We start from the raw sequence: 13763 nt of genomic DNA on the forward strand, positions 1-13763 counted from the left end.
GGCCACATGTACGACGTTCGATATTCCTATCTGCTCGAGCAATTCTCCGATCCTGCCCCCATCCTGGCCGAGATCGGCCGGCTGGTCGCGACCGGGGACTTCACCCTTGGCAAGCCCGTCGCCGAATTCGAGAAGCGCTTTGCCGAGCTGATCGGCGTGCGCCACGCCATCGGCGTCGGATCGGGCACCGACGCGCTCAAACTGCCGCTCAAGGCGCTCGGCATTGGCCATGGCGATGAAGTCATCACCGCCGCCAATACGTTCATCGCGACCGTCGGCGCCATCGCGGAGACCGGGGCGAAGCCCGTGCTGGTCGACTGCGACGATTCGTTCTGCATGAACGTCGACTATGTCGAAGCCGCGATCACAGCGAAGACCAAGGCGATCATGCCGGTTCAGTTGACCGGCGAGGTCACCGACATGGGCAAGCTGATGGCGATCGCGCAGCGCCACAACATCCCCGTCGTCGAGGACGCCTGCCAGGGCATCCTGTCTGAGTTCGCGGGAAAGCGCTCCGGCACCCACGGCATCGCGGCCGGCTTTTCCCTGCACCCGCTCAAGAACCTGAACGTCTGGGGCGATGCCGGCGTCGTCGTCACCAATGACGACGGCATGAACGAGAAGCTCCGGCTCATCCGCAACCACGGCATGAAGAACCGCGACGAGATCGCGATCCTCGGCTGCAACTCGCGGCTCGATTCCTTGCAGGCCGTCGTCGGCAACTGGCTGATCGGCCAGACCAGCGAGATCACGCGGCGCCGGATCGAGAACGCGGCCTATTACGACGCAGGCCTCGCCGGCCTGCCCGGCCTGCGCGTCCCGCCGCGCCGGCCCAACGTGAAGCACGTCTATCACCTCTACATGGTGTTCGCCGAACGCCGCGACGAGCTTTACAAGTACTGCCTGGACAACGGCATCGAAGCCAAGATCCACTATCCGATCCCGCTGTATCAGCAGGAAGGCCTCAAGCATCTCGGCTACGCCCCGGGAACGTTCCCGGTCACCGACCGTCATGCCAAGGAAGTCATCAGCTTCCCGGTGGACCAGCACCTGACACGCGCGCAGCAGGACCGCGTCATCGAGACTGTTCGGAAGTTCTGCCATGGACGCTGACACCGGCCGCCGACGCATCGGTTACGTCAACCTTCCGGCGCAATTCGAGGAAGAGCGCGCCGAGATCATGCAGGCGGTCGAGGGCGTGTTCCAGCGCGGCGATTTCATCGGCGGTGCGGCGGTCGGAAAGCTCGAAGAGGAATTGTCCGCCTATCTCGGCTCGCCGCATGTCGTGACGCTGAATTCCGGCACCGATGCGCTGATCCTCGCGATGAGGGCGCTCGACATCGGTCCCGGCGACGAGGTCATCACCCCGCCGAATTCGTTCGTGGCATCGACCGCCGCGATCATCGCAGTCGGCGCCTCGCCGGTCTTTGCGGACGTGCTGCCGGACCAGAACATCGATCCGGCGGCGGTCGAGGCCGCGGTCACGCCGCGGACCAAGGCGATCATGCCGGTGCACCTGACCGGGCGCATGGCCGACATGAACCCGCTGATGGCGATCGCAAGCAAGCACGCCCTCGCCGTGATCGAGGATAGCGCGCAGGCCGTGGGCTCGACCTATGACGGGCGAATGAGCGGCACCATCGGAACCTTCGGCTGCTTCTCCGCGCATCCGCTGAAGAACCTCAATGCCGCGGGCGATGCCGGCTTCCTCGTCACCGCCGACGCCGAGCTTGCCGCACGAATTCGCCGCCTGCGTAATCACGGTCTGATCAACCGCAGCGACGTCCAGGAATGGGGCCTCGTATCGCGGCTCGACACGCTGCAGGCCGAGCTGCTTCGCATTCGCCTGCGCAACCTGCCCTCGGTGATCGAGCGCCGGCGGCGCAACGCCGCGCAATACCGCGCCGAGCTCGCAGGCCTGCCGCTGTTCATTCCGCCCTGCCGCAACATCGAGTTCAACACGTTCCACACCTTCGTGGTGCAGACCGACCGCCGCAACGACTTCCAGAAATATCTTGCCGACAACGGCATCGAGACCGCGATCCATTATCCGGTCCCGATCCACCTGCAGCCGGCGGCAGCGCATCTCGGTCATGGTCGCGGCGCATTTCCGGTGACCGAGCGTCAGGCCGACCAGATCCTCACCCTTCCCATCAACCAGTTCCTCTCGGCCGCCGATATCAGCTATATCTGCGCGACCGCCCGGGAGTACTTCGCATGACGGATACGGACTTCCTCGAGGCCGATGAGCAGGCGCTGGCGCAGCGCTTCATCGACGATGGTTTCGTCACCACGCCGGCCGACGACCGCGCCGGGCTCGACCGCATCCAGCGGCGCGCCGCCGAACTCGCGGCGGACTATCTCAAGCTGCCGCACAGCAACGATCCCTATGCGATGCTCGACACCATCCACACGCGCGTGAACGTGGATGATCTCAACGGATTGCGGCTGCACGTCTTCAACGGCCTCAACGCCGAGCCCTGGTTCCGGCCGACCTATTTCCGTCTGGCGCGCTCGACGATCGAGACCATCGTCGGCAACGAGCTCTGCATGCAGCGCCGCGTCAATCTCAGCATCCAGCTTCCCGGCGACAGCTCATCGCTGCTCGGCACCCATTCCGACGTCTGGTCGGGGGACTCGCCGTTCGAGGTCGTGGTGTGGGTGCCGCTGGTCGACGTCCGCCACACCAAGTCGATGTACCTGCTGCCGCCGTCCCTGAACGGCGAGATGCAGGACCGGATGGCCAGCCTGCGCAGCGCCGAGGAGCTGTACAAGACGATCAAGCCGCACGCGACCTTCATCGAGATCCCCTACGGTCACGTGATGCTGTTCAACCAGACACTGATGCACGGCAATCGCGTCAACGAGGAGCCCGGCACACGCTGGAGCATGAACTGCCGCTTCAAGAGCATCATGTCCCCCTACGCGGACAAGCGCTTCGGCGAATTCTTCGAACCGATCCTGCTGCGCCCGGCGACACGGGTCGGCATGCAATACAAGCTGCCCGGAGGCTTCCATGGCTGAGCGAGCCGGCCATCGCGGCTATATCGGCGCCCGCCCGCTGAACGGCAGCCGTACCCCGCAGCACGTCCAGAACATCGTGATCCGCGACTATGCCCGGCGGAAGAACCTGCACTATCTGCTCAGCGCCGCCGAGCACACCATGCCCGGCAGCTACATGGTGCTCGAGGATATCCTGGATGAGCTGCCGCGGCTGCGTGGCCTGATCCTTTACAGCATCTTCATGCTGCCGCCCGACGAGGCACGGCGGCGGGAGATCTACGACCGCGTGCTGCGCGAGGGCTGCGATCTGCACGCGGCCGTGGAGGAGATCACGCTCTCGTCGCAGAAAGACGTCCAGGCCGTCGAGGACATCCTGCTCGTCAATAAATTCGCGACCATCCTGTGACGATGCCGCGGACCGGTTGACGATCATGACCGAGATCAACCTGCTCCAGCCGATGCACGCATCGACCAAGCGGGACTACGTTCAGCGCGTCGTCGAGCACGACAAGGCCGAATCCGCCGCCGTGGCGCGGCAATGGGGGCGCGACTATTGGGACGGCGACCGCCGTTACGGCTATGGCGGCTATCGCTACGACGGACGGTGGCGCCCGCTCGCCCAGACCCTGATCGACCGCTACGGCATCAAGCCGGGCATGAGCGTGCTCGATGTCGGCTGCGGCAAGGGCTATCTGCTCTACGAGTTCACCCAACTCGTCCCCGACCTCACGATCGCCGGCATCGACGTCTCCGAGTATGGCATCGCCAACGCCAAGGAGGACGTGCGGCCGCAGTTGAGGGTCGGCAGCGCCGTCGAGCTGCCCTACCCCGATCACAGCTTCGATCTCGTAGTGTCGCTCGGCGTGCTGCACAACCTTCCACTCGAGGACGTCTTCCGCGCGGTGTCGGAGATCGAGCGTGTCGGACGCGGCGCCTCGAAATATCTGATGGTGGAATCGTTCCGCAACGAGCGCGAGAAGGCAAATCTCCTCTACTGGCAACTCACCTGCCTGAGCTTCCATGGCCCGGACACATGGGCCTGGATCTACGACAAATGCGGCTATCGGGGCGACCATGGGTTCATCTTCTTCGAATGAGACGGCGCGTCCGCGCCCACCGACCTCGCTGCGTGCGCAGAATCCGGAAGTCTACTATTCGGACGACGCCATCGTCACGGTGGACGACGCCACGATCGCGGAGCTGAAGCGTATTGCCGCCGGCAACCCGCGCCTGCGCAGCCGGCTGTGCACGCATCCCGATCCCTCGTCCGGCCTGCATGAGATGCTGATCGTGCATCATCGCGAGGCCTATGTGCGACCCCACATGCATCTTGGCAAACCTGAATCGTTTCACGTGATCGAGGGCACCGCGCAGGTCGTGATCTTCGAGGATGACGGCCGCATTCGCGACGTGCTCGAGATGGCGCCCTACGGCCAGGGCAAGCGCTGCTACTACCGGATGCCCGAACAGGTCTTCCACTCGATCCTGATCACCTCGGAGTGGCTGGTGTTTCACGAAACCACCGCCGGTCCCTTCGACCCCTCCCGCACGGCTTTTCCCGACTGGGCACCGGATGGCAGCGATGCCGCCGCGGTTCAGGACTATGTCGCGAAGACTGGCGTGCTCGCCGCGGAGCATCTGGCGGGACGTTAGATTTCGACTGATACCGCTACTCGACTATACCGCCTTGAACGTCCGAGGACGACCTACCCGATGAAGCTGCCTACGTTACGCGCGACTTCAGAAAGATCGCATTGGGGACCGCCGACACGGCGGAAGCCACGCCGTACCCGCTTCCCTTCAATGGACTGCCGCGCGTCTTGCGGGACCTACCGACGACTGCTACCTGCATTGATTGAGGACGCATCGGCCGGAGGGCTGCGCCGTGCACCCCGGGTTGGATGTATCCGGGACCATCTCATTGCGGGCCGCGCCGGTTTCATTGAAAATCGCCCCGTCAGACCTGCCAAATGCGAGAACAACCAGTGACCGACCATTGCCGCCTCTGCCATTCGACCAACCTGCGACCGGTCATCGACCTCGGGCAGATGCCGATTGCGCATCGGCTTCGGCACAGCCGGAACGAGCAGGAGGAACGGTATCCGTTCGAGGTGCTCGCCTGCGGCGATTGCGGTCTGCCGCAGATCGTCAAGCCGATCGATCCCGACATCCTGTATCGCCAGTTCAACTACAATTTCAGCAGCTGGAAGCCTGAGCCGCACCAGGTCGACGAGCTCGATACCATCGCGAAATTCTCGAGCCATCAATCCGTGTTCGAGATCGGCTGCAACGACGGCCTGTTCATGGACAAGCTTCGCGAGCGCGGCGCGAAAGTTTTGGTCGGCGTGGAGCCCAACCCGGTGTCGGGCAAGATCGCCCGCGAGCGCGGCATCAAGGTCTATGCCGACATGATCAGCCCTGCGATGTGTCACGACGCCGTGGCGCAGGCCGGCAAATTCGATCTCGTCGTCTCGCGCCAGGTGCTGGAGCACATCGTCGATTTCGAGAACTTTTTCGATTGCGTGAAGATCGCGCTCAGCGACGACGGGCTGCTGTTCATCGATGTGCCGGATTTCGCGCCGGGCTCGACGGCCGGCGACCTCTCAGTCCTCTGGGAGGAGCACGTCAGCTATTTCACCGAGCCGACCCTGGTCGCGCTGCTGGCGCGCCACGGCTTCGAGGCGGTGTCCGTGAAGAAATACAATTTCAGCGGCGGCAGCCTCGCGATCGCGGCCCGCCGTGCGACGCGCGACGTGACGCCACCGCCCGCCCCCGCCGGCGTCGGCGAGAAATTCGGCCAGCGCGCGAGGGAGTATGGCGCCCGCCTGCGACCGATTCTCGCCAAGGCCCGCGCCAGCGGCGCCGAGATCGCCATCTACGGCGCGGGCTGCCGCGCCTGCACCTTCACCAATGCCCACGAACTTGCGGATCTCGTCGATCTCTCGGTCGACGATCAGAAGGAGCGTCAGGGACTGTTCCTGCCCGGCACCGGGATTCCGATCCGATCGCCCGAGGATCTCGCCGGCAAGTCCGAACCGCTCGTCTGCCTTCTTGCCGTGAACCAGGAGAACGAAGCCAAGGTCAGCAGCCGGCTGCGCGAAAACGTGAAGCGTCCGCTGCACATCGTCTCCATCTTCGCGCCGTCCGATATCTGGAGCGAGCTCGATCGCCTCGAGGCGGCCGCAGGGTCGCAGCATGGCTGACGACAAGCTCTTCAACTACTACGAACGCCAGGACATCCTGCCGACGTTCGGCAATTTCAAATCCTCTGCCGAACTCACCGCCTACGCCGGCCAGCGTCGCGAGCTGTTTTCGGACAAGCTGGTGCTGCCTTCGCGGCTGTTCCGCGATGCGGAAGTTCTCGAATTCGGTCCTGATTCCGGTGAGAACGCCCTGGTGTTTGCCGGCTGGGGCGCAAAAATGACGCTTGCCGAACCGAACCGGCATGCGCACCCGAAGATTGAGGCCTACTTCGCGCATTTCGGCCAGGCGGAACGTCTTCGCGAACTCGCATTGTCCGACGTCGAGGGGTTTCGCAGCGACCGCCGTTTCGACGTCATCGACGCCGAAGGGTTCATCTACACGGTGCAGCCGAGCGAAAAATGGCTCGGCATCTTCCATCGGTTGCTCAATCCGGACGGTTACGCCGTCGTTTCCTATTACGAACGTTACGGCGGCTTCTTCGAGCTCGCACTCAAGGCGATCCATGCCGCCGGCAAGGTCTTGACGGGCCGCTCCGAGCTGGAGACGGCGAAGCTGCTGTTCGAGCCGAAGTGGAACAGCATTCCGCACACCCGCAGCTTCGAATCCTGGCTGATGGACGTGCTCGAGAATCCGTTCGTCCGGCACCGCTACTTCCTCGATGCGGAGGCCCTCTGTACGGCGGCGCATGAGCAGGGGTTCGACATCCATTCGGCATGGCCCGCCTATCGCGACAGCCTGGACGTCTACTGGCACAAGAAGGTCCTGTCGGCGGACGAGAAGCTGCGTCGCGCCACGCGCCATCTCGACCGCAGCCGTCTGAGCTTCCTCGGGGGACGAAAGCTTTATCTGGTCGGCAAGGCCGACGCGGTGAGCGCGATCTCGGCTTCGATCGAAGCGCTGGTGCTCGATGTGGACAGGATGATCGACGAGCCCTTCGGCGACAGCCTGCCCCGCGTGATCACCAGCCTCGCCTCGTTACGCGAGACGATCCTGACGACGGACATTCTCGCCGACGATGCTTCCGACATCGAAGCCATCACCGCAACGCTCGACAGTTTCCATCGCATCTTCAGCGCGATCGGACGGCGCGATGCGTCCGCGATCGCCGCCCTCACCCAGTCAGACCAGGCGTTCATCGACACCTGGGGGCAGCCGGCGCATTTCCTCGTCGTCCGGAAGCGCATCGAGGGATCGTAGCAAGTGAGGCCAGGCATTGGCATCATCGGAACGGGCATGGTCGGCCAGATGTGCCACCTCGCCAATTTCGTCGCCAATCCCGGCTGCCGCGTCGTTGCGATTGCAGATCTCCGACCTGACCTGGCAACCGCCGCGGCGCAGAAATTCGGCATCTCGCGGGTCTACGGCACGCACCGCGAACTGCTCGCGGACAGCGAGGTATCCGCCGTCGTCGTCGTGACCAAGCGCCGCGCCACCGGCCCGATCGTGCTGGACGCGTTGAACAGCGGCCGGCACGTGCTGTCGGAGAAGCCGATGGCCTACACGACGGTTCAGGCCGCGTCGCTGGTCGAGGCTGCGCGGCGGCAGCGTCTCGTCTACAGCATCGGCTACATGAAGCGTCACGACGCCGGCGTAGCGCGCGCATTGGCCGAGCTGGCGCGTTTGCGCACAGACGGTTCGCTCGGATGCGTTGTCGGAGCAAGGGGCTGGTGCTTCGGCGGAGACACTGGCCGATCGCACGACAATTTCGTCATGACCGGCGAAACCCGGCCGGACGGGCTCGAGCTCTGGCAGGATGGCCCCGATTGGATGCCGAGCGCGATGCGGCCCGGCTACGATAATTTTCTGAACGTGTTCAGCCATATCATCAATCTGGCGCGCTACCTGCTCGGATCGTCGCCGGCAGTCGCCGAAAGCACCGTCGAGATCGCGGGCGCGGCGCGCATAACCCTCGACTTCGACGGCGTCGCGTGCGCGCTGGATCTGGTGAATGGATCCGAAGGTGCGTGGCGCGAGGGATTGACGATCGATTTCGAGCGGGGCGCATTGACCATCGAACTGCCCCCGCCCTTTGCCGAGCAGGAGGCGGAGGTCATTCTCGACCAGGGCGGACAACGCACGCGGCTGGTGCGCGAAGGGAGTTGGGCGTTTCGGCGTCAGGCCGACGCTTTCGTCGCCGATATTGTCGAACAAGGAACGCCCCTGGCGTCCGGCCAAGATTCGGTGGCCGACATCGCGCTCGCCGAGGCGATCTGGAAGCGGCAGGTCAGCGGCTAGGCATCGCATCCGCTTTCGCGCGATCGAGCGGCGTTATCCCCGCGATCGGCCCTGGCTTGATGGTGACCTCGGCAAGTTGACGCAGAAACTGCGATACGTCGCAGCGCGCCAGCAGCCGGCATGCATAGTACTTGCGCACCAGAACCCAGTTTGGCGCCGCGCCGGGCCCCGGCTGGAACGAGATCGTCGCCTGGGGGCCCGACGGGTCGACATGATGAAACGCACTTCCTGGCGCTGTCCGGGCCAGTTCGACGTCCTGGAGAACGCTCGACCTCTCGCCGCGCAAGGCGAAGCCGACAAATGGCTGATTGCCCCAGGCAAGGCGGAGTATGCCGGTGACCTCCGCGAAGCCGAACGGCACGTGGCGCGACGGGTAGTCGACGAATCCGTCATCGAGCGCGAACACCGTTGCTGCCGGCTGGGCGCGGCTGACGAGCTCGTTCGCCAGGGCCTCTTGTTTCAGGGTTCTCGCCTGCATGAAGATGTATGTGTCCCACAGCAGGCCGATCGACAGCACCGATCCAAATCCCAGCACGACCGCGAAGGCTGCCTTCGGACCGATCGCGTGTTCGACCCATCGCTTGAGACCGAGAAGGATCAACGCCAATGGCAGGCCGAACATCAGCAGATGACGGCTCTCATAAAAGTGCAAGCTGGAGGGCCGCAGGCCGGCGACCAGATAGGGAAACGACAAGGCCAGAAACAACACGACGGCGAGCAGGAGCGGCGCGGCAACCGTATATTTCGCGGTGGTCGGCTCCGTCTCGGACCGCAACAACAATAGGGCGGCGCCGACGAGAAGCGCGGCAACGACGAGCGGCGCCGGTGCCTCGATCGTCATCTTGAGCGCGCCAGCCACAACGTCCCAATAGCTCGTGATGAAAAACGCCTTCCAGCCGCTCGCCAACTCGCCGAGCGTCGGAAAATGGGCGCCATAGTGCTGCGCGTACGCGCCGATCCGCTTGAACCAGATATTGAGCGTGCCCCAATAGACCAGAGGAAGCACCATCAATTCCGGATAGCCCAGAGCGCAGCGCCAGGCCGCGAGCCATGTGCGGCGAACGAAGCCATGCGCCGCATCCCCGCCCCGCCATATCGAGACGAAGAGGCCGAGCACCATGAAGGCATAGAGCACGATCGTCGAGTTGAGCGCGAAGCTCAGCAGGAACACGAGCGCAGCGGCGACACGAAGCAGAACACGTCGCAGGCCGCGAGCACTGAAGGCGAGCGTCAACAGCCAGGCACCGGTGAACAGCAGTCCGAAACTAAACACGTAGACCGCGTTCGCCTTGCCAGCCCAGAGCTGATAGCCGGGATAGGTCCAGACGATCAGCGCGAAGCCGACCGCCTCCGCACGGTCAAGCAGACCGAGACGCGTTGCGGTCAGCACCAGACACGTCGCACCGAGGAGAATTCCGGCGAGCGCCAGCGCCACCATCACGGCGATGGGCGCGCCGGTCCAGTTGGCGAAGGTGTCGTAGCTGAAGAAGATCGGATGGCCCGCAGCGCTCAGGAGAAAATCGATGTCGATCACGAAATCCGGACGCGGCTTGAGCACCAGCCAGTCGTCCATGAAGAGGCCGTCGTTCAGCAGCATCGGCGCATGCGCGACCAGCAGCAGCGCCAGCAGAACGACTGTCGCGCGCAGCGTTGCGGATGTGCTGGGACGGGAGAGAGATGGCATCGACGGCAAGAATTCGCACGCCCACCCGACCGCCGCAAGGGCCGGATGACGGGCATTGACCCCCAAAATGCGACCTCCTATAGACGCCGTACAGGCTGGGCACCACAGAGGCGTCCGAGGCGATTTGCGCGATGAATTTCCTACCGGGCCCGGCGCAGACCACTGCGATTTGTCTCAGTGCCGCGCTTCCGCTGCTCTTGCTTTGCTATGCACGTATCGCCGCCATTCGAGGTGCCGGCCGCCGTTTTCGGCTGGGCTGTCTCAGCGTGGTCGTGCTCTTTGTGATCGCCTGCATCGCAATTCCGGGTCCAAGGCTTCTCGACGACGTGGTCAGCGGCCTCTTCCTTCTGGCGACGGCGATGATGCTTTGCTACGTCCTGTTCAGCCTGCTGGCCTGGGGCTTCACCCTGACGCTGCTCACGGCACTCGTCCGGGCCGGATCTCCCCTCACCTTGGAGCAATGGGCTGCGGCCTACATGCAGGGGGGTGATCTCGGCACCTTCGCACACAATCGATTGAAGCTGCTGATCGGTTCGGGGATGGTGATGATAGCCGACGGCAAATTGGCGCCGACGGCCAAAGGACTTGCGGTGGCGCATCTCGTCAAGTTCGTTCGTTTCTCAACGGGTCTTGGATAGCGACACGATGTCATTTGCTGTCGGTCTCATCGCTGCCGTCGCATTTGCCGTGCTGGCGCCTGTCCTGCAGTTCGTCGCTCGCGCTCGGGCATGGTCGCTGGCACCGGTGATCGTGCTCGCGATCGCCGCAGTCGTTGCGCATCTTCTCGGGGTGCTGCTCGGCGTCCTGATCCTTCCGCAATTCCGCTATTGGGACGCCGCATCGATTTTCGGCTTTGGCGTCATGGGTTACGTTTTCGCCTTCGGCGCAGTCTACAAATCGGTCTCGCTGGACATCCTGCTGGGTCTTGCCGAGCGGCCCGACCGGGCGGCTCCGCTGTCGGACGTCGTCGAAGGGCAAGTTCCAGAACTGTTCCGCGGACGGACCAAGATCTTGATTGACGGGGGTCTGGTCGAGCAGGTCGATCCGCGGTTTGCCGCGACGGCGGCCGGACAGACCATGGCAAAACGGATCGCGCGGCTACGGCGTGCCTTCGGCATCGGCGATACCGGACTCTACGATTTTGCCGACTAGTTGCCCGAATGCAACGCAGTTGCGTTGACCTGATTGACTGGACCGATATTGTTGGCCGGATTTTGATCACCTAGCGTTGCAGGTGAGGTTCCAACAGTACTGAGTGGCCGGCGACGGCGGTATGTGATGACACCTTCCAGGGCGGAAAAAAGTCTTACGATCGTCATCCCTGCGCTGAACGAGCAGGACAAGATCGCCGACACCATCGACGGCGTGTTGCCGCTCGCCCGCGAATTGCTGGACGATTTCGAGATTTTCCTGATCGACGACGGCAGCACCGATGCCACCGGCGCGATCATGGACGAATTCGCAGCCAGCGACCGGCGGATCACCGTTCATCATAACGCCGAGCGGCGGGGCGTCGGCGCCGGCTTCGAATACGCCCTGTCACGCGCGAAGTTCGATGCCATTACCCTGATCCCCGGCGATCATGCCTTCCAGAACGAAGGCATTGCCAGGATGTTCAAGGCGGTTGGCGCCGCCGACATGGTGATCACCTATCGTGACAACCAGTCGGACCGTTCCGTCAACCGCTCGATCCAGTCGCATTCGCTGCGCTTCGTCCTGAACTGCATGTTCGGCTTCTGGCTGTCCGACTACCACAGCATGATCGTCTACCCCGTGAAATGGCTGCGCCAGATCGCGGTCAGGGCCGACGGCTACGGCTATCAGATCTGCGCGTTGATCTCGCTGCTCCAGCTCGGCCTCACCTACGTCCAGGTCCCCGTGAGCCTGAACGCGGAGTTGAAGGGGTCATCGCGCGCGCTGCGGCTGCGCACCTATTTGGAGCTCATCGGGACCATCGTCTCGCTGCTCCGCCGCGTTCCCATCCGGGATGTCGATCGCGATCAGGTTCCGGTTGACGCCGGACGGACCCCCGCACGCTAGTCCCCGGCCGAGGCCCTCATCGCTGCGGGCGGCCGCGAGCGCCTGCCGGGGCAATCTTGCCCCATCCCGCCAGTATCTAGTCTAAGTGGTTGATTTCGCTGGCAGGAGTGGCAGGGCTCGAACCTGCGACCCCCGGTTTTGGAGACCGGTGCTCTACCAATTGAGCTACACTCCTACGGACCCTGCGTCGCCTTAGGATCACGGCCGCTTTCAAGCACAGGGGACGGCCGGATTGCAAGGGAGAAGCGCGCCCGCTTCGCTTGTTTGTGCCGCACCTTCTGGGCCACATTTCGCTCCCGACAATAATGTGCCCCCGGGAGTGACCATGACCGCGACAGCCGCCCTTAGCCCCGCAACCGCGCCGAAAACACCGCCTTTGCCCGAGGCCAAGCCCGAGACACTGGGCCTGTCGCGGCCGCGCCTCCAGGCGATGTCGGACGCCTTCAAGCGTGAGATCGACAAGGGCACCGTCCCCGGAATCACCGTGCTGGTGGCCCGCCGCGGCCAGGTCGGCTGGTTCGAGGCGCTGGGCCGCCAGAGCCCGGCCGCATCAACGCCGATGGCGCTCGATTCGATCTTCCGGATCTTCTCGATGACCAAGCCGATCGTCTCCGTCGCCGTCATGGCGCTGGTCGAGGACGGCCACCTCCTGCTCGGCGATCCCGTCGCCAAGTTCATTCCGGAGTTTGCCGACCAGAAGGTCGGGATCGTCAGCGGCGGCAAGCTGGACCTGGTTCCGCCGAAGCGGCCGATGACGGTGCAGGACCTGCTCCGCCACACCTCTGGCCTCACCTACGAGCACCAGGGCGACGGGCCCGTGCACAAGATCTACCAGGACTCGCGGGTGCGCAGCCGCAAGATCACCAATGCCGAGCACGCCGCACTGGTGGCGAGCTTCCCGCTGGTCTGCCAACCCGGCGACGAGTTCAACTACAGCCGCTCCACCGACATCCTCGGCCGCATCATCGAGGTCGTCAGCGGCAAGTCGCTCGGCACCTTCCTCGCCGAACGCGTGCTTGCGCCGCTCCAGATGGCCGAGGCCGGCTTCTCGACATCCGAGGCCAATGCCGGCCGGCTCGCCGAACCGTTCGCGGCCGATCCCTGGACCGGCGACAAGGTCGCGCTGTTCAACATGCTGGAGCAGCCGGTGATGGAATCCGGCGGCGGCGGCCTCGTCTCCACCACGATGGACTACGCCCGTTTCGCGCTGATGTTGCGCAACGGCGGCACGCTCGACGGCAACAGGATCATCGGCCGCAAGACGCTGGAGCTGATGGCCTCCGACCACCTCGGGCCCGAGGTGAAGACCAACGGCACCCTGCTCTCGCCCGGCCACGGCTTCGGCCTCGGCTTCGCCGTGCGCCGCGAGGCCGGGATCGCGCCCTTCCCCGGCAGCGTCGGCCAGTATTTCTGGAGCGGCATTGCGGGAACGTTCTTCTGGATCGACCCGAAGGAGGATCTGCTCGCGGTGTTCATGAGCCAGGGTCCGGGCCAGCGCGACTACACGCGCACGCTGGTGCGGGATCTGGTTTACGCGGCGGTGGATTGACCCGAAGGGTCATTCCGGGGCGATACAAAGCATCGAGCGATGGTGCGC

At 64.2% G+C, this 13763-nt stretch carries 14 protein-coding genes and 1 tRNA gene; 13 read left to right on the forward strand and 2 right to left on the reverse strand.

What is annotated here, in order from left to right; all coding sequences use genetic code 11:
* Nucleotides 1–6: 6 nt before the first annotated feature.
* From ACE10W_RS24105 to ACE10W_RS24145, 9 genes are all read left to right on the forward strand, one after another.
* On the forward strand, nt 7–1113 hold the full coding sequence (locus ACE10W_RS24105; RefSeq protein ID WP_011088176.1) for a DegT/DnrJ/EryC1/StrS aminotransferase family protein: 1107 nt from the start codon (nt 7–9) through the stop codon (nt 1111–1113).
* Nucleotides 1103–2221 (forward strand): DegT/DnrJ/EryC1/StrS aminotransferase family protein, encoded by a 1119-nt coding sequence (locus ACE10W_RS24110; RefSeq protein ID WP_182871965.1) that lies wholly within the window; start codon nt 1103–1105, stop codon nt 2219–2221. The genes ACE10W_RS24105 and ACE10W_RS24110 overlap by 11 nt, the downstream gene beginning before the upstream one ends.
* The gene (locus ACE10W_RS24115; RefSeq protein ID WP_182871966.1) at nt 2218–3024 is read left to right on the forward strand and encodes a sporadic carbohydrate cluster 2OG-Fe(II) oxygenase; all 807 of its coding nucleotides are present in this window, start codon (nt 2218–2220) and stop codon (nt 3022–3024) included. Before ACE10W_RS24110 ends, ACE10W_RS24115 begins: the two co-directional genes overlap by 4 nt.
* Nucleotides 3017–3409 (forward strand): LIC12192 family sporadic carbohydrate cluster protein, encoded by a 393-nt coding sequence (locus ACE10W_RS24120; RefSeq protein WP_060907975.1) that lies wholly within the window; start codon nt 3017–3019, stop codon nt 3407–3409. Before ACE10W_RS24115 ends, ACE10W_RS24120 begins: the two co-directional genes overlap by 8 nt.
* A 25-nt stretch (nt 3410–3434) precedes the next feature.
* Nucleotides 3435–4100 (forward strand): class I SAM-dependent methyltransferase, encoded by a 666-nt coding sequence (locus tag ACE10W_RS24125; protein ID WP_011088180.1) that lies wholly within the window; start codon nt 3435–3437, stop codon nt 4098–4100.
* Nucleotides 4078–4656 carry a WbuC family cupin fold metalloprotein gene (locus ACE10W_RS24130; protein ID WP_182871967.1) on the forward strand — a complete coding sequence of 193 codons (579 nt, stop codon included), beginning with the start codon at nt 4078–4080 and terminating at the stop codon, nt 4654–4656. Before ACE10W_RS24125 ends, ACE10W_RS24130 begins: the two co-directional genes overlap by 23 nt.
* 332 nt (nt 4657–4988) lie before the next feature.
* Complete coding sequence (locus ACE10W_RS24135) at nt 4989–6206, forward strand: class I SAM-dependent methyltransferase (RefSeq protein WP_182871968.1); 1218 nt, start codon at nt 4989–4991, stop codon at nt 6204–6206.
* Nucleotides 6199–7404 (forward strand): class I SAM-dependent methyltransferase, encoded by a 1206-nt coding sequence (locus tag ACE10W_RS24140; protein WP_182871969.1) that lies wholly within the window; start codon nt 6199–6201, stop codon nt 7402–7404. The genes ACE10W_RS24135 and ACE10W_RS24140 overlap by 8 nt, the downstream gene beginning before the upstream one ends.
* Before the next feature lie 36 nt (nt 7405–7440).
* Nucleotides 7441–8442 carry a Gfo/Idh/MocA family protein gene (locus ACE10W_RS24145; protein ID WP_375762007.1) on the forward strand — a complete coding sequence of 334 codons (1002 nt, stop codon included), beginning with the start codon at nt 7441–7443 and terminating at the stop codon, nt 8440–8442.
* Here the strand turns inward: ACE10W_RS24145 and ACE10W_RS24150 are convergent.
* On the reverse strand, nt 8432–10126 hold the full coding sequence (locus tag ACE10W_RS24150) for a hypothetical protein (RefSeq protein ID WP_182871971.1): 1695 nt from the start codon (nt 10124–10126) through the stop codon (nt 8432–8434). The two genes, ACE10W_RS24145 and ACE10W_RS24150, sit on opposite strands and share 11 nt — an antisense overlap.
* A gap of 131 nt (nt 10127–10257) precedes the next feature.
* Here ACE10W_RS24150 and ACE10W_RS24155 point away from each other — a divergent pair, with 131 nt between their 5' ends.
* The 3 genes from ACE10W_RS24155 (at nt 10258) to ACE10W_RS24165 (ending at nt 12166) form a co-directional block, all read left to right on the forward strand.
* Nucleotides 10258–10764: a hypothetical protein gene (locus ACE10W_RS24155; RefSeq protein WP_011088186.1), complete on the forward strand. Its 507-nt coding sequence runs from the start codon at nt 10258–10260 to the stop codon at nt 10762–10764.
* Nucleotides 10765–10771: 7 nt separating this feature from the next.
* Entirely contained in the window at nt 10772–11278 is a 507-nt protein-coding gene (locus tag ACE10W_RS24160; protein WP_161534548.1) for a hypothetical protein, read from the forward strand.
* A gap of 126 nt (nt 11279–11404) precedes the next feature.
* Entirely contained in the window at nt 11405–12166 is a 762-nt protein-coding gene (locus ACE10W_RS24165) for a glycosyltransferase family 2 protein (RefSeq protein ID WP_060907981.1), read from the forward strand.
* Nucleotides 12167–12265: 99 nt separating this feature from the next.
* Here ACE10W_RS24165 and ACE10W_RS24170 read toward each other — a convergent pair.
* Nucleotides 12266–12341, reverse strand: a tRNA-Trp gene (locus ACE10W_RS24170).
* Nucleotides 12342–12491: 150 nt separating this feature from the next.
* Between ACE10W_RS24170 and ACE10W_RS24175 the strand changes: the two genes are divergently transcribed.
* A complete protein-coding gene (locus ACE10W_RS24175; RefSeq protein WP_182871972.1) occupies nt 12492–13715 on the forward strand; it encodes a serine hydrolase in 1224 nt (407 codons plus the stop codon).
* Nucleotides 13716–13763: the final 48 nt, after the last annotated feature.

The organism is Bradyrhizobium sp. B025 (assembly GCF_042257955.1).
GTDB classification, from domain to species: domain Bacteria; phylum Pseudomonadota; class Alphaproteobacteria; order Rhizobiales; family Xanthobacteraceae; genus Bradyrhizobium; species Bradyrhizobium diazoefficiens.